Source organism: Lysinibacillus sp. KU-BSD001 (genome assembly GCF_042920265.1).
GTDB lineage: Bacteria > Bacillota > Bacilli > Bacillales_A > Planococcaceae > Lysinibacillus_B.
The window spans coordinates 47,630-65,070 of sequence record NZ_JBDQZI010000006.1 but is presented as its reverse complement, the minus strand read 5'-3'; the positions used below and the strand labels follow the sequence as shown (position 1 = coordinate 65,070).

Genomic DNA, 17,441 nt, shown 5'->3' with positions numbered 1-17,441 from the left:
TGCTTACGGAGACTGAAGGTGTAGTGAAATACTACAATTTAATTTTATAAAAAGAAGTTGTATTTAGCAAATTGCACTTGTGAGTTTTATTCCTAAAAAATTCAAAAGAGTAAAAAACGCTTAGAGCTATAATCTAAGCGTTTTTTTGTATTAATAGATTCCTTTAGAATTCAGATAATCCATATATGTGGATAGTGTGAGCTGTTTGATTTGTTCAGTAGGATGAATATAAAATCCTACAGTCGTATTTTGATTTGAAGAATGTCCTAAACGTTGTTGAATGCCATAAAATGGTGCGCCAGATTCAGCTAAATGTGTAGCGTGTGTATGGCGAAGACCATGAATGACAATTTGACGTAATTTTAGTTCAGCAAGAACAGCGTTGAAAAGTTTATTTGGATAGTAATCCTTCACAATATTATTTTTCGTATTCGCAAAAACTAACTGGTTTGAATCGGCTTTGCAAGGTACGCCTAGTATTGCTAAATGTTCTACTTGCTTTTGCTTCCATTCTTTTAATACTTCTAATGTTTTATCATCTAAATATAGACGACGATCTTCAGCGGTTTTAGTTGTGCTAATATTATCGCCATTATTATGTTTTGAATAAGAATAGCTACCATAAATAGAAAGTGTTTTTTGTTCAAAATTAATGTCTGACCATGTTAAAATACGCAGTTCTCCTTTACGAATACCACTAAAGTTTAATAAGCGTAACATCGCGTATGTTTCAAAGTCTTTTTGTGCTGCAAATTCCAAAACTAGCTTTAATTCATGTGTTTCTAAATACTTATCTTGTTTAATATGTTTCTTTTCACGAGGGTATTTATGCATCTTATAGAATGGATTTGTATGAATATAACTATATCGTACAGCAGTTTCTAAGACGTCTTTTGTATAATTGATTACGTGATGGAAGTGTTTTAGCTTCTTAGATAACATTAAAGAGAATTCTTCACAATGTCGTACAGTAATTTTTGAAACTTTCATTTCACCAAAGAACGGTAAAATGTGATTTTTGAAATAACCTTCCGTTTTCGAGTACGTACTCATTTTTACGCCGGATGCTTTATATTGTGCATCCCATTCAGCATATACTTCTTTAAATTTTTTTAAGTTGCTTTCAGGATTTCTTCCTAGTCGGAACTCATACTTCAGTTTATCAATTGCTAATTCTGCTTGTTTTACCGTATTGAATGATGAACGTGTTACCGATTTATCATTACCAGTGTCTGGATTGACACCTAAATAAAGTGTAAATCCATATTTTGTTTCTCCATTTTTTAATTTGTATTCTTTGATTTGTGTATATTTTTTTGATACTTGCTTCATATTTAAAATTTCCTCCATAAATAATATTGATTTCATCATGAGCGTGTTTTAGAAACTATGTTCACGCATAAAATTGTCGAGAGTTGTTTTAGAGACACGACGAATACGCCCTATTTCAGTGATCTCTAATCCCATAACTCGAAAGCTTAGTAGTGTCTTATAAGAAACGCCTACATATTTCGCCGCTGTTTTCAAATCCATCCATTCAATAGGGAAGTCGACTTGTTGCTCTATCATTTCCATATGTTCTTTCATTTGAAAAATACTCCTTTCCACTGCATTGAGGTGCAGCTAATTGAATTTGAAATATAATAACAGAGGGCTTGTTATATTCGAATAGGAGAAAGTAGATTTTTTTTCAGTTTTTGAAAAAAATTTTTTGAAATGCTTTAGTCTACGAGGCACTTACAGAATTAAGCGAGTAATGTTTAGCAACTTAATAGTTTGACTTTAATATCAATTTTTTATTTCTTGGATAAATAGCTATAATAGAAAGAAGAACAAAACTGGAGGTCATACTATGGAATATTCTTCAGGACTAGGCGGAGAACGTTGGTATCAGCAAGATATTGAATATGTATTAAATTTATTAGATCAAGGGTTAACGCGCGATGAAATCAGGGAAAGTGTGTTAAATGAAAATCCGTTTTTTGTAAAGACGCAAGCTGCTTTACAGAAACGATTTCAAATCGTGTTCAAGCGAGCGAGCAGTTTAACACCCGAATTGAGAAATCTGTATTTGAACGGCACAAAGTACGATAAAAAAGCATTGATTTTATATACAATTTTGAAGACATATCGTTATGCATATGAAAACTTTTACGAGTTGATTATTTACCGCTATCAGCAAAAAAATAAGCAATTTGTTTTAGGACATCTTCAATCATTTATGGAAGAAAAAGAGCAACAATCTGAAAAAGTGTTGAAATGGAGCCACATTTCAAAGAAGAAAGTGAATAATGCACTTTTATTATTTTACAGTGATGGTGGTATAATTGAACTAAATGAGGGTGTTTACGTCATTACACCATTATACGTCAGTAAACAATTAAAAGATTACGCTGCAAAACAAGACAGCTTATTACATGCAATGATTACATTACAGGCAGGTGTAGAAATTGATGATTTATAAAAGATTAGAGCAATTAGAAACGCGCATTCATCAAGATGGCTTCACGAAACCAACTGGTATTGGGAGTGAGATTCCACATTTCGTGTTGGATTATCCAGCAGAAGATGAACTAATTGTCCGTACATACATAGAAGGACTATTAAAGCGTTCGCCATTAAATATTAAAGAAATTAACCTTTTTCAATTTTTACTTACGATGTTTGAAGAAGACTTAGAGGAATTAATTGAACTGGCCGATGAAGAAGGATATGAAGAATTATCACAGGCCATTCAAACGGTACTTGAAGATCGTACATTGCTTGTAGACAGTTTTATTGAGCAAGCTGATGATGCAGAGCTAATCTTTATCACAGGTGTTGGCACTGTACATCCATTTATTCGTTCAAGTCATTTGTTAAAAAAGCTATCGAATCATGCATATAGAACGCCACTTATTTTATTTTATCCAGGGCATTTTACAGGGCTTGATTTGCGATTATACAATCAATTCCGTCATGAAGATGAATATCAAATTACACGAATTTCATAGGAGTGTGTCGAATGATTATTAAACAAATTTTTAAAGAAGATATTAATCGTCCAATTAATGGAGTCGTACAAGCTGGACAAATTGATGAAGAGACGATTTATACAGAGCTAAGAGAATACGTCGTAACAGATGAAATTTTAAATAGCTTAAAAGAATTCTATAAAAACTATGAAGCAGTTTATAAAGTGCCAACAAAGGATGTCGGCGTATGGATTTCGGGATTCTTCGGATCAGGTAAATCACACTTCTTAAAAATCCTCTCGTATTTATTAGATAACGAAGAAATAAAAGGACGAGCGCCGTTTGAATACTTTGCGGATAAAATTAAGGATGAAACGTTATTAACACTAATGCGTCAAATTGGTACGAAACCGTCCGATGCGATCCTGTTCAACGTTGGTTCTGAAGCAAGTACGAATGCAACACGTAGTAGTAAGGAAAGTATCATTGAAATTATTTTACGCATTTTTAATGAGCATATAGGTTATTCACGAACACTTTGGGTGGCTGATTTTGAGCGTCAATTAGAACATGAAGGGAAGTATCTTGCTTTTACGAGTAAAATTGAAGAGTTGTATGGCGAAACTTGGAAAGAGTACCGTAAAAAATTCCGTGTGCGTTTTGGAAAAATAATCGCAGGATTGACTGAAATTGGCTATGACGAAGTGTCTGCAGACTTTATGGTACGTAACGCACAAAAAGAGTTTAGTATTTCAGCAAAAGAGCTAGGAAAACTCATTGCAGAGTATTGCCAGTCAAAAGGTGCAGATTATCGTCTTGTCTTTTTAATCGATGAAGTTGGGCAATATATCGGTACAGACAATAGCTTAATGCTCGATTTACAAAATTCGGTTGAAGAAATTGGTGCTGCAACAAATGGGCAAGCATGGATTGCTATTACATCACAAGAAAGCATTAAATCGGTTGCAAATATCGTTGATACAACAAGCTTTTCAAAAATTCAAGGGCGCTTTAAAACACGTATTAATTTATCAAGCTCAGATACAGATGAAGTGTTAAAGCGTCGTTTATTAGAAAAGAATGATACAGCTGTAAAAACTTTAGAGGCGATCTATGAGCCAAATGCACAGCTTATTCGTAACCGTTTATCGTTTGATAAAGAGAAAACACAATATCGTTCAGCGTATCGTTCGACAGAAGAGTTTGTGGCAATGTATCCATTTGTGCCGTACCAAGTTGAATTGTTACAAGCTGTTCTTGAAAAAATCGGTGTTCATGGTGAAGGTAGTTCGTATGCATCGCGCGGGGAACGTTCATTACTGAAGTCATTCCAAGAAGCCGGGATTAAACATAATGATGATGAGCTAGGGACGCTTGTAACGATGGCAGAATTTTATCCAACAATTCGTCAACACTTAGAGTCCACAATTGTGCAAACGATTTCAAAGGCAGAAAATCGAGCAGCGAATAACGAAGGGCTGTTAGAAGCTGATGTGGACATTCTAAAGGTGCTGTATTTAATTAAAGGAATCGACCATATTCAAGCTATACCAAGTAACATTGCCGCATTATTATTAACAAAAATTGATGCGGAGCAAAATGAGATCGCAATTAAAGAATCACTTAATCGTTTAGAGCGAGCGTTGTTTATTGAAAAGCATGCAGATGGCACATATTCTTTCCTTTCTGATGAAGAGCAAGAAATTAATAGTGAAATTCAAAACGTTGACGTCAATATGACGACGATTAAAGAAAATTTAGCGGATACGTTTTTCACTGAAAACTACAAAAAAACGAAATTTACAAATAGCAACGGTTTTGTTTTTGAGTATAATAAGCGCTTTGACAATTATTCAAAATCGAATATGAAATATCCACTGACAATGCAAATTATTACGAGTGGTATTTCGCCAACAGAAGCCGCACTACAAGCAAATGAAGGACAAATGGTTATTCATTTAAATGAGAACCTGATTGCAGAGGCAGAAGAAGCGATTCGTTTATCAGAGCAAATTCGTCGTTACGTATCAGCTAAGCGCAATCCGAGTACGACACAGGCACAGCACCGCATTTATGACGCGAAATTAGCAAGTGTCGATGATTACGATCTAAAAGCGAAAGAACTATTATCAAAAGCATGTGAAACAGCGACTTTCTATATTCAAATGCAGGAGCGTACTTTCAGAGGCAACTTTGAAAAGCAAGTCAATGACGCATTTGAAATGCTCGTGCAAAACACATATAAATATTTAGAATATATTGATGAGCCAATTCCAATGAAAAATGTAATCTCGGAATGGAAGCGTATATATGAGCAAGGAATTCAACAGGGCCTCTTAGATACAATAGGTAATAAACGTGCTTACGATGCGGTATTACGTTACTTAGAGGAATTGATTCGTTCACATCAAAAGCCGTCATTAAAAGACGTATTAGAAAAGTATAGTCAAGTGCCATATGGCTGGACGGAGCATGACACGATCGGTATTTTACTAGCATTAATGCACGATAACAAAGTGAAATTTACAATTACAGATGAGCTGTTTAGCCCGGCAAATGCCGCAGATTTTTATACGAAATTAAATCGCGTAACAGATCGCGATACAATTCGTGTCGTACCAGAAGTAGAAGTGGATCCGAAAGTACGAAAAGATTTTATGTTGTTATATAAAAAGTTATTTGGCCGTCTTGATGGGGGTGACTCGTATCAAGAATTTGCAAATGCATTAACAACTGCAATGGAGAAACACTTTAATGAGCCGCTTGAAAAAATAACGTTGCACTATCAGCAACACAATTCACCAAGTTATCCGTATCCAGAATATGCAAAAGTGATTGCTATTTCAAATGACATAAAACGACTGATGCAAATTCGCGATCCTGAGCAGCTTGTGAACTCGTTCATTGATGCAGAGGATGATTTAATTGATGCGCAAGAACAATTAGAGGATTTAACAGATTTCTATTTAGGTTCACTAATTAAACGGTTTGATGAAGCTGTTCAATATTTAAGTTCAATTCAAACGGATTTAACGCATACTGAATCAGATAAAGTGAAATCACTAAAGAAAGAATTAACAGACATTTTAGTGAAGCCACAGCCATATAAGGATATTCATAAAATCCCTGAAAAAATGGAAAAGCTACAGCAAGCAATTGAAGATGAAGTAACGGCGTATAAAAACATTGTGGCGACACAAATTGTTCAGCTTGAGCAAAAATTACAGGAGCTGCAAGAGTTCTATTCAAATAATGATACAGTTAGCACATTTATTTCAGAAAAAATGTCACGCTTTACACACACGCAACAGCAGCTACTAGCAGCGGACAGTTTGATGCTTATTAAAATGAAATTAAACGAGCTTCGTGATGTGACAGCAAGTATTCAACAAGCCGCAAAAGAAAAAGAGGATGAGTTAATTCGCTCTGTACAGCCACCGAGCGGAGAGCTACCACCATCTGAAGCTGCAACGCCACCACCAGTTGTACGAGAAAAGGGAACAAAAGTAATTTCGTCACACGCATTACACAACATGTTAAGTAAAACGGAAATTCAAACACAATCAGAGTTAGATGATGTGTTAGCACAATTAAAGCAGCAGCTATTAAAAGAATTAAAAGATAATGCGTTAAAATTTGAATTATAAAAGGGAGGAAGGGATTTTCCCTTCCTTTCCTTAGAAGAGGTGAATAAATGTATGAATAAAACAGCACTGAAAAACTTTGCAACATGGTCTCGTCGAAAGTTAATTGAGCAAGTTCAAACAAAAGCATATGCATATGGCATTGATGAAAAGAATGGGTTACATATCAAAGAGCAGTTTGGACAATTATTGATTAATGAACAAACATACCCGTTATCGATGAAGTCGGCATTTACGGCATTACAAAAGCAGTTAGAGCAAAAAGGTTACAAGCAATTAGTAGAGGAAATTGCTTATACATGGTTTAACCGAATTATTGCGATTCGCTATATGGAAGTACATGATTTTTTACCGGAGAAGGTTAATGTATTATCAAGTACTGTTGGACGAGTAGATCCTGATATTTTATTTGAATACGATACGATGGATTTAGAGGTTGATGAGACGAAAATACGTGAGTTAATTAATACTGGTGATACAGAAGCGGCGTTCCGACACTTGTTTGTTGCACAATGCAATGAGTTAAACACTATTTTGCCGTTTATGTTTGAAAGAATTCAAGATTATACAGAGTTACTACTGCCAGACTTTTTATTAGATGCGGAATCGATTATTAAAACACTTGTACAAAATGAAGAGTTAACAGAAAGCTTTTCAGAGATTGAAGTAATCGGTTGGCTATACCAATATTATATTGCTGAAGAAAAAGACCGCGTATTTGCACAAAAGTCGAAGTATAAAAAAGAAGAAATTCCATTTGCGACACAGTTATTTACACCAAAGTGGATTGTCCAATACATGGTACAAAATTCGCTCGGACGTTACTGGACAGAGGCACATCGAGAAGACGAGGATTTAATTAACAATTGGGAATACTTCATTAAGCATGAGGAAGAAGATTTCCATGAAAAAATTTCGCCGTATGTGAATAAAGAATTAAAAGTAGAGGACATTAAACTACTCGATCCAGCAATGGGAAGTGGACATATTTTAGTTTATGCCTTTGAAGTGTTCCATGAAATTTACGGAAAATGTGGCTATCCAGAGCGCGACATTCCACGATTAATTTTAGAGAATAACTTATACGGCTTAGACATCGATGATCGCGCGTATCAGCTTGCTGCATTTGCTGTTGTGATGAAAGCAACTTCTTATTCAAAACGTTTCTTACGTAGCATCGAACGTGAAGGCATTAAATTGAACTTAGCATCGATTCAAGAAACGAATCATATTTCGGAGGAGGTCATTGCCTATATTGCACAAGAAGATGTGGGTGAACGCTATAACCAAGTAAAAGCTTTCTTTGAGCAATATTATAATGCGAAAACATACGGTTCGTTAATCAATATTAAAGAGCGTGAAATCACGTTTATTGAAGAAAGACTTGAGCAAATTGCCAATAATCCTGTTCATGATTTGTTTTATGGAGAACAGCATGAAATCGTGAAGCAAGTGTTGCCAGCATTGATTCATCAAACGAAAATTATGAGGAATGAGTATGATGTTGTGGTCATGAATCCTCCTTATATGGGTCTAAGGAAGATGTCGGAGTCTTTATCAAATTATTTAAGTAAAGAATATCCTCTTTCTAAAATAGATTTATTTGCAGCATTTTTGGAAGTTGAACATTACAGAAAAAGTAATGGAATACACGCGTCTATTAATCAACACTCATGGATGTTCCTTTCAACTTTTTCTAATATAAGAAAGAAAGTTTTAGAAAAATATTTTATTGATTCTATGTTACATTTAGGCGCACGCGCATTTGAGGAAGTAAATGGTGAAATTGTACAAACAACAACATTTATTTTAAGAAACTATTTTATAAATGAGGTTAAGGGGAAATATTACAAATTAGTTGAGAGTAAAAATCCCAAGGATAAAGAGAAAGATTTTTTAGTAGGTAAAAATAGTAACTATTATTTGTTTAGTCAAAATAAATTTAAACAAATTCCGGATAATCCAATAGTTTATTGGGTTCCAGAAAGCATTCGGAAAATATTTAGAAATACTTTGTTAGAGGAATATACAATATCAGATGGACAAAATAAAACTGGAAATAATGATAAATATATGCGTTATTTTTGGGAAGTTGATAAAAATACAATTGGTAAAGATAAAAAGTGGCTACCTTATGCAAAAGGTGGGGGTTACCGTAAATGGTACGGAAACTTAGAACATATAGTAAATTGGTCAAAAGAAGCTAGAGAACATTATAAAAAAGATAAAATTAGTAGGATTATCCCTGAGTATTTATGGTATAAAAAGGGGATAACATGGGGGCTTATAACAACCAATGCTCCAAGTTTTAGAGTTCTTCCTGAAATAGCGACATTTGATGTAACCGGATCATCAATTTTCCTGAAAGATGACAATGATTTGAAATTATATTTAGGGATTCTAAACAGTAATTTATACCAATATATTGCTGCTGTTCTTAATCCAACTATAAGTTTACAAGTTAAAGATGTTAGAAATATGCCGATAGCTAATTTTTCTATTATAAATAGACAAATTATAGAAGAAAAAGTGCTTGAAAATATACAGATAACAAAAGAAGATTGGGATTATAAAGAGACCTCGTTAGATTTTGTTGGAAATCCAATATGTTGTGTATCTAACGAATCAAATTTAGCTGTTGTCTATGAAAATTATTTATCTGAGATTGCTATAAAGAAAAACATGTTAAATGAAAATAGTAATATTATTAATAGAATTATTAATCAAACGTATGGTATTTCTAGTGAGGAAATATCACCAATTACTCCAAAGTATGATTTGGAATTCTTGGAAAGAGATTTATTAACTGAAGTAAAATCCATAATGTCTTATTTTATTGGATGTTTATTTGGGCGTTACTATCACGAAAAAATAAATTTTGAAGGCAAAGACTATATCAATTTTTCAGAAAAAGGTTATCTTGAAAATGATATTATTACCCTTTTCCGAAAGTTTCTAAATAGCATTTTTTCTCCAGTAGATACTGATAAAAATTTATACTGGATTGCAGAAGCGCTTGAAATGAAAAGTGGAGAAGATGCCGAATCACGCATTCGCCGATACTTCATGGACGAATTTTTCACAGATCATTGCAAAATGTATCAAAAACGCCCGATTTACTGGCTAGTAGATTCAGGTAAGCAAAAAGGTCTTCGTACGTTAATTTACATGCACCGTTACACACCAAGCACAATGGCAACAATTCGCTTCGAGCATTTACAGGAAATGCAGGCAAAGTACCAGCAAGAAATTGTGGACTTAGACAATCGTTTAGTGAATCCAAATTTAAGTGCAGCAGATAAGAAGAAGCTAAATGCAGAGAAAGTATCGTTTGAGAAGAAAATTGACGAGCTTCGTGAGTTTGATAAGCGTTTAGCGGAAATTGCAGCAGAGGAAATTGAAATTGATTTAGATGATGGTGTGAAGGTGAACTACGAGAAGTTTTATCGTGGTGGAAAAGGTGTATTAGCGAAAATTAAGTAATGCATATAAAAATAAAACACAGTACTCTTTTGAAGTACTGTGTTTTTTAAAAGGTTAAATTTTATAGGTTTAATAGACGTACTATGTTTGACCGTTATAAGAAAGGAGTAACACCATTGAATATTTTGGAATTATTAAAAGAACGTATTACGAGCGAGTTACATAACAAGCCACGTACTGTTGTATTTTGGTATGACGAACAAGGCGAATATACAGTAGGTACGTTAAGGGAGGCATTAGCAGACCAGCCAATTCAAGTTTGTGAATTAACACGAAATAATTTTTTCTCACTCAAAATTGAAATCGAAGTGGAGAAAAAGGACGAATCATTTTTACTGTATGCGAATTTTCCGAAGCCAGAGAAGGAAAAGAATTATTTGCTCGATATGGAGCTGTACGGTACCGAGTTTAAAGCGGATACGACAGCGTTATTTGCAGAGCAGCTACAGGTGAGTGATACATTACTTCGTGACATGATGAGCAAGTATCCAGAGTTTTTCAAAAGTGCTGAGCGTAAAGAGAAGCTTAAAAAAGTATTAAAGCTACAAGCAAGTGAGCGAGATTTTGAATATGCGATGCTTGCCGTATTAACAGGTGCGCCGATTGCAGAAATGGATAAAATTGCGCAAAACTTACTAATGGCAGGTTTACAAGAAGACGACAACGAACTGTATAAGTCGATTGTAAAGCGCTTTAGTAAGGAGCAATTATTTATTTTATTAGGGCAGTACTTCGGTGTTCATATCGAACAATACACGCTACAGCATTTAATGGAGCATATTTTATATGCGCATTTCCAACGCTATGCGCAGTTTGAGGATGCGACGCTACAGCAAAAGTATGAAACGACACGTGCGAATGCAAGTGCTTTATTTGTAGACGATTGGTTACAAACAAAAGGTAACCACGTGTTAGAGCAATATATGCGCGAGGTGGAAGAAACATTATCCATTACATCATTGTTACAACAGCGTCCAATCGAGCAATATGCAGACATTTCAACATTCCCTGTCATTGATGTGTTACTGATTGAAAAGTTAACGACAGAGTTACTACACCAAACATCTAATTTAGAAACGTGGAAAAACGTATTACGAAATCGTTTGAAAATGCACTGGGCAAATCAAAATGAGCGTATTCGAGGGCTGCTAGAAGTGTTAGTACATGCAGTTGATTTCACAATGCATAAAACATTAATTAAGCAGTATGATACGCGTATTCCGTTATATGTACAGTATGCAGATAAATTATATGTCATCGATCAATCGTATCGTCGTTTTATGATGGACTATATGCAGCTTGATCACCGAGAGCTGTTAGATGAATTAGCTGAGAAGCTGACGAACTGGTACGAGAATAAGTATTTAACAAAAGTAGCTGAGGAAACAAACTATACTTTAGCGCAAGCGGAAGCAGGGAAGCTACCAAAACAAGCTGCTTTTTACCGAGAGTATATTGGGCCAATTATGGAGAAAGAATCAACACGTGTATTTGTTATTATTTCCGATGCATTGCGATTTGAAGCAGGTGCAGAGCTAGCGAAGCGACTAGACGCACGCGCAAACGGCAGTGCAACAATTAGTCCGCTTGTAGCCAATATGCCGACATATACGCAGCTTGGTATGGCTTCATTGTTGCCACATAAATCATTGACAATTGCACAGAATGGTACGGTATTAGCAGATGGTGAATCAACGAAAGGCTTAGAAAACCGCATCAAGATTTTACAAAAATTAGAGTCAGAAGCGGTTGCATTTCGCTATGATGACATTGCCTCTTGGTCACGTGCAACTGCAGATGAGCAGCTAAGAGGGAAACGTTTAGTCTATGTGTATCATGATGTTATTGATGCAACGGGCGATACGGTGAAATCAGAGCGTGAAACGTATGCAGCTGTAGAGCGCGCGATGCAAGATGTAAGTAAGCTTGTTGATTTACTTTCAAGATGGCAGGCAAAGCGCATTTTTATTACAGCTGATCACGGTTTCTTATACCAAAATTCAAAGGTCGAAAATGCAGGGAAAGTAGCGAGCGTAGAAGGTGAAAAGCTTGATAGCAATCGCCGTTTCATCATCGGCAATAATTTATCGATTGGTGATGGTGCAATTGAAGTCCCTGAGAGCTTTACGACGTTACAAGGTGCGCAGAAGGCTATTGCTAAAGGCAATAACCGCTTCATCGGTGGTGGTGGCTTACAATTCGTTCACGGTGGCGCAACACCTCAAGAAGCTATTACACCATTGATTGACTATCGTCGGACGACACAAGCAGCTCTAGTAGATATTAGTGTAGCAATGCCATCGCGTGTTATTAAAAACTTCCGTGTTGAAGTACCGCTATATCAGGAGCAAAGTATTTCAACTGAATTTATGGCACACACAGTTCGTCTAGCATTCTATTTAAATGGTGAACGTATCTCAAACGAAGTCGAACATACATTTAATATGCAAGGTCAAAGCCATGAACGTACGGAAAAGCTTGTATTTGACTTAACCGAGAAACATTACAAAACAGGACAAACATGTATGTTAAAAATGGCGACAATAGAAGGTAATAAAGCAGTATTTTATAGTGAAGCAGAGTTTACGATTCATATGTATAATGCGTTGTATTAAATAAAATTATAGACTACATTCATGGCACCTCTTCATTTTGTGAAAAGGTGCCTTTCTGTTCAGGAATAAATTAACAATAATTAGGGATATAGTATATACTTTTACGTAAGAAACCATAGATATTGTGAGGTATATGTATGCTTAGAATCGGATCAATAATTAAAGGACCATTTTGGCCAGAAATCGTAGTTATTAAGCATTTTGAAGAAATTGATGATGATTTGTTTTTAGTCGAATCTATTGGGCGCAAAACGAATAAATATTACGAACAGTATTTAGATAAAGCACAGCTAAGTCAGTTAGAGAATATTCAAGAAGAGGAAAGTACGTTTAATGCAGAGCGCTTACAGCATTACCTTCAATATTATGTGCTGAAAACGGAAGATAAATATTCACAATCCCGCGCACGTGGCAATAAAAAAATTATGCCACTGCCTCACCAAATTGAAGCTGTTTATAGCCGTATGCTGCAATCGCCGCAAGTGCGTTATTTACTTGCTGATGATCCAGGGGCTGGGAAGACGATTATGTCAGGAATGCTCATTCGTGAATTAATGGGGAGACAAGTTGCTGAACGTGTTTTGATTTTAGTGCCGCCACTCGTATTAAAGCAATGGCAGGAGGAACTGAAAGAAAAGTTTGGTGAAGACTTTACGATTGTAAACCGTAGTTTGTTAAATAGTTCAAGTGAAGTGAATCCTTTCGAAGCACATGACAAAATTATTGCCTCACTTTATTGGGCGGCAAGAGAAGAAATTAAAGCGTACATAATAAAGGCTAGTTTTGATTTGATCATTGTTGATGAGGCACATAAAATGGCTGCCTATACGCATGGTGTAAAGAAGCGAAAAATTAGCCGCACGAAAATTTATCAAATGGGGGAAGGCTTACTGCGTCACACAGAGCATTGTTTACTGCTTACGGCAACACCGCACAAAGGCGATAAAGAAAATTTCCGCCATTTAATGAGTTTAGTTGACCATGATATTTTCTCACGTATGAACACGGGCGATTCAATTTATGAAAAGAGTAATCCGTTTGTTATTCGTCGTTTAAAAGAAACGATGAAAAATTTCGATGGAACGCCGCTTTTCCCGAAACGCACAACGAAAACAATTGCGTTTGATTTAAGTTATGAGGAACAGGAACTTTATGAAGAAGTAACGGCTTATGCGCGGGAGCATTTTAACAGAGCAAAGCAAAATAATAAGCCAAATGTAGCTTTTGCCATGATGATTTTACAACGTCGTTTAAGTTCATCTGTAGATGCCGTTTATTTGTCGTTGAAGCGTCGTAAAGAAAAATTAGAAGAGTTACTTGAATCAGAATTAACGGCTGTTAAATCAATTGAACCATTTGAATATGATGAACTTTCGATTGATGAGCAAGAGGAAGTAGAAGCGCAACTCGAAGGTGAAATAGATGTCATTGATATTGAGGAACTCCGAGTGGAAATTGCTATTTTGACGGATTTAGTTCAAAAAGCAGAACGTCTTGTTTATCAAGACGTAGAGGTTAAGTATGCTGAATTAGAGGGTACATTATTTGGAGAAGATGGCCTGCTTTCTAAGGGTGAGAAAATTTTAATTTTCACGGAATCAAAAGATACGTTGTATTACTTAGAACGAAAATTATTAAATCATGTACCTGAAATTACAAAGATTGTCGGCAATTTCTCAATGGATCAACGTCGTGAACAAGTTGAAAAATTCCGTAATGATGTACAAATCATGCTGGCTACAGATGCCGGTGGAGAGTCAATTAACCTTCAGTTCTGTGATCAGATGATAAACTATGACATCCCATGGAATCCGAACCGTTTAGAGCAACGGATGGGACGTATTCACCGTATTGGACAAAAGAATGAAGTATTTATATTTAATCTCGTTGCAAGCAATACGCGTGAAGGAGATGTGTTGATTCGCTTGTTAAGTAAGATGGATCAAATGCGTGAAGATTTAGGACAAGACCAAGTATATGACTTTATTGGTGAGGTACTTGAAGAGAACAATATTGATTTAGCGAATTTAATGGAACGTGCTATTAGTGGACGTGAAAATTTAGATGAACTCATTGCAACGATGGAAAAAACGTTATCAGATGAACATAAGCGTTTGCTAGAGCTTGCCAAACAAGAACGTTTAGATGACTCAAGCTTTGATCTACCTGGTGCAAGAAGAGCGTATCAAGAAATTTCTATTAGTAGTATGCCACCGCGAGTTTATGGCGAATTTGCAGTGAAACAGTTTGAAACATCACGTATTAAGTTGAACTTCTCGCAAGACAATAAAATAGTACGAATTGATCGTTTCCCTAAAAATATTCGTGAGCTGATTAAACGTAAGAAATATGTTTTACGTACAAATGAATCTTTACGTTTCGCATTAAGTGTATCCAAGCAAACAGAAGATGTTTCATTGATAGCAAATGACCATCCAATACAAAAATTAGCAATGGAATTAGCAAGTCAGGAATTGCAACAAGTGGCATTGCCGATTTGTAACGTGAAGGCATATGTAAGTGAGCCATTAACCATTGAATTAAGTAGAGTTAGTGTCGTGGATGGGAATAGTCGAGAGTTGGAGCAGGAATTGATGCTACTGGCTAAAAGAGCTTCAGGTGAATTTATTCAAATCGATCCGTACTTCGTATTCCAACAACCGTTTCAATTTGAAAATATAGGCGAGGAAGAAGACAAGTCATTTAAACGTCAATCGATTATTCAAGCGAAAAAGGTACTGCAATCTGTTCAAATGAAACGTGACGACTATTTAAATCGAAAAAGCACATATTTACGTCGTTCATTTAATGAGCAAATGCAAGTATTACAAGAACGTTTAACGAATTATTTAGATGATAATCCAAATAATAAAAATAGTGCTTTAATCAATCAAACGTATACACAAATTGAAGATTTAGAAGAGCGCAGTAAGGAGCGTTTAGAAGACATTGAGCGCGAACGAAGTATACAACTGCAATCAATTAAATCACTTACACAACTGAATGTGCAGCCCATTAGCAGTCCCGCGCGGATTATCCCTACGGACTATGCTGAGGTGATTAAACAGTATGAATATGCTAATGGTCGTTTAAATATTCGAGAAAAGAAGGCATATGGATTAGTAGATTTCACAAGCGAAGAAGCTGAGGGTAATACGCGTTTCATTCTAGTAACACCATCTTTAAAAGCATTGGATGAGCAAATGATTATAGAAGATTATAAAGAATTAAATGGCTCAGTTTATATTTATGAATTAGTGAATGGACACATTATAGAAGAAATACAAATGGAACAATTAGTGGGGGTGTAAGCATCGCAGAAATTAAATATGAAGTTGTCGAGCATATTGGTGTATTATCTGAATCCGCAAAAGGCTGGAAGAAAGAGCTAAACCACATTAGTTGGAACGGTAATGCACCGAAGTATGACATCCGTGAATGGGCGCCTAATCGTGAAAAGATGGGAAAGGGTGTTACTTTATCGGCAGAAGAGTTTGAAGCATTAAAAGCATTAATCCAACAATTATAAGAATGGAAGCGTATCAAGTGTTTACTTTGGTACGCTTTTTCTTTTCATAAAGTATGATTTCTTACTTTTAACTTTTATATTGTATTCTGGCAGCAGGCGGATTTGAAGATGAAATTTAGTTGTTTTTTTTCTTTTAGAAGGTATTCGAATAGCAGACAACGGTCGCTAGAATATTTATATACAGAAGGAAAGGGAGATGATTTCAATGCTAGAAAAAGAGCATATGAACAGGAATGAAGTAGGAAATGAGTCTGAAGTAAAGGAAGAAAAGACAACAGCTCGTAAAAAAAGCAAGTCAGCAACGATGCATGTTTCACTTGAGGAAGTGATGGCGATACTAAATAAAAGTAAATCGATTGAAGTAGTTGCTAAACAGTTGGACATGGATACGAGGACTTTAAAAAATAAATTAACGAATGCAGCAATTGTCCAAGACGATGAGCAAAACTGGGTGTATAGCGGAGGTAATAACGTAGCATCATTAGCCCGAAATGTGTATTCGAAAATTACGATTAAAGAATATGACCGACTGATTGTTGATGCCAATACTGTTAAAGTAAAAGATTCAGCAGAAACAAAAGATATCAAAGAGTTGGAATTTGAACTGTATAAAAAAACAAGAGAATTTCAGGATAAAACTATAAAGAAGTCTGTGTACTTTGATGAGCAAATATTTTATAAAGTAAAGGAAATAAAAGAAGTGCGTGATCTGAAAATGGGAGGTTTAGTAAGCGCACTAGTAGATAAAGGGTTAGAGTACTATAAACTGAAATAGCACGGGGATTCCTCGTGCTATTTTAGTTTAAATCGATATTACTTTTTAAATTTTTTATGAAGGTAAAAAAAGCATCGCTTAAAAAATCAATTGGACTTGGACTATTAATACGGTATATAGTCCGCCTTTTTCTATGTCACTAAAGGCATCAAACCATTGACAATACTGACTCAATGAGAAGTAAGGTTAGCATATTCGACAGACATAGACAATGGGGAACATTTAAAGCGTTCTCTATTAAAAAATTAAGATTAACAAAACTGTTCCAAAGTCGATTTTTTCGAGGTAACATTTTAATATAAGACAACTAGTAAATTTAAAATTATCATCTTCAATACGGAAAGCTTGCAGCAAAACAGCAAGCATTAGTCCGCATCTTGTTAAAAGTTAAGTAGTAATTAAATCTGCATAATTTCAGCAATTACATCGATCATTGTAGCA

General features: G+C 35.3%; 10 protein-coding genes. 8 read left to right on the top strand and 2 right to left on the bottom strand.

Annotation, left to right across the window (positions count from 1 at the left end; translation table 11 throughout):
- Positions 1-150: 150 nt before the first annotated feature.
- Positions 151-1,332, bottom strand: coding sequence for a tyrosine-type recombinase/integrase (locus AAGS61_RS10700; protein ID WP_391371283.1), 1,182 nt, complete (start codon positions 1,330-1,332; stop codon positions 151-153).
- A gap of 48 nt (positions 1,333-1,380) precedes the next feature.
- Entirely contained in the window at positions 1,381-1,587 is a 207-nt protein-coding gene (locus tag AAGS61_RS10695; protein ID WP_391371280.1) for a hypothetical protein, read from the bottom strand.
- Positions 1,588-1,852: 265 nt separating this feature from the next.
- On the opposite strand from AAGS61_RS10695, the gene AAGS61_RS10690 reads away from it, so the two are divergent.
- The 8 genes from AAGS61_RS10690 (at position 1,853) to AAGS61_RS10655 (ending at position 17,000) form a co-directional block, all read left to right on the top strand.
- Positions 1,853-2,464 carry a BrxA family protein gene (locus AAGS61_RS10690; protein ID WP_391371277.1) on the top strand — a complete coding sequence of 204 codons (612 nt, stop codon included), beginning with the start codon at positions 1,853-1,855 and terminating at the stop codon, positions 2,462-2,464.
- Positions 2,454-2,993 carry a BREX protein BrxB domain-containing protein gene (locus AAGS61_RS10685; RefSeq protein ID WP_391371273.1) on the top strand — a complete coding sequence of 180 codons (540 nt, stop codon included), beginning with the start codon at positions 2,454-2,456 and terminating at the stop codon, positions 2,991-2,993. Before AAGS61_RS10690 ends, AAGS61_RS10685 begins: the two co-directional genes overlap by 11 nt.
- A gap of 11 nt (positions 2,994-3,004) precedes the next feature.
- The gene (gene brxC / locus AAGS61_RS10680) at positions 3,005-6,601 is read left to right on the top strand and encodes a BREX system P-loop protein BrxC (RefSeq protein ID WP_391371271.1); all 3,597 of its coding nucleotides are present in this window, start codon (positions 3,005-3,007) and stop codon (positions 6,599-6,601) included.
- Positions 6,602-6,652: 51 nt separating this feature from the next.
- On the top strand, positions 6,653-10,081 hold the full coding sequence (gene pglX, locus AAGS61_RS10675; protein WP_391371268.1) for a BREX-1 system adenine-specific DNA-methyltransferase PglX: 3,429 nt from the start codon (positions 6,653-6,655) through the stop codon (positions 10,079-10,081).
- Positions 10,082-10,197: 116 nt separating this feature from the next.
- The gene (gene pglZ / locus AAGS61_RS10670; RefSeq protein ID WP_391371265.1) at positions 10,198-12,696 is read left to right on the top strand and encodes a BREX-1 system phosphatase PglZ type A; all 2,499 of its coding nucleotides are present in this window, start codon (positions 10,198-10,200) and stop codon (positions 12,694-12,696) included.
- A gap of 137 nt (positions 12,697-12,833) precedes the next feature.
- Positions 12,834-16,007 carry a helicase-related protein gene (locus AAGS61_RS10665; protein ID WP_391371262.1) on the top strand — a complete coding sequence of 1,058 codons (3,174 nt, stop codon included), beginning with the start codon at positions 12,834-12,836 and terminating at the stop codon, positions 16,005-16,007.
- A 2-nt stretch (positions 16,008-16,009) separates the two neighbouring features.
- On the top strand, positions 16,010-16,225 hold the full coding sequence (locus AAGS61_RS10660) for a YdbC family protein (RefSeq protein WP_391371647.1): 216 nt from the start codon (positions 16,010-16,012) through the stop codon (positions 16,223-16,225).
- 196 nt (positions 16,226-16,421) lie between these two features.
- The gene (locus tag AAGS61_RS10655) at positions 16,422-17,000 is read left to right on the top strand and encodes a hypothetical protein (RefSeq protein ID WP_391371260.1); all 579 of its coding nucleotides are present in this window, start codon (positions 16,422-16,424) and stop codon (positions 16,998-17,000) included.
- Positions 17,001-17,441: the final 441 nt, after the last annotated feature.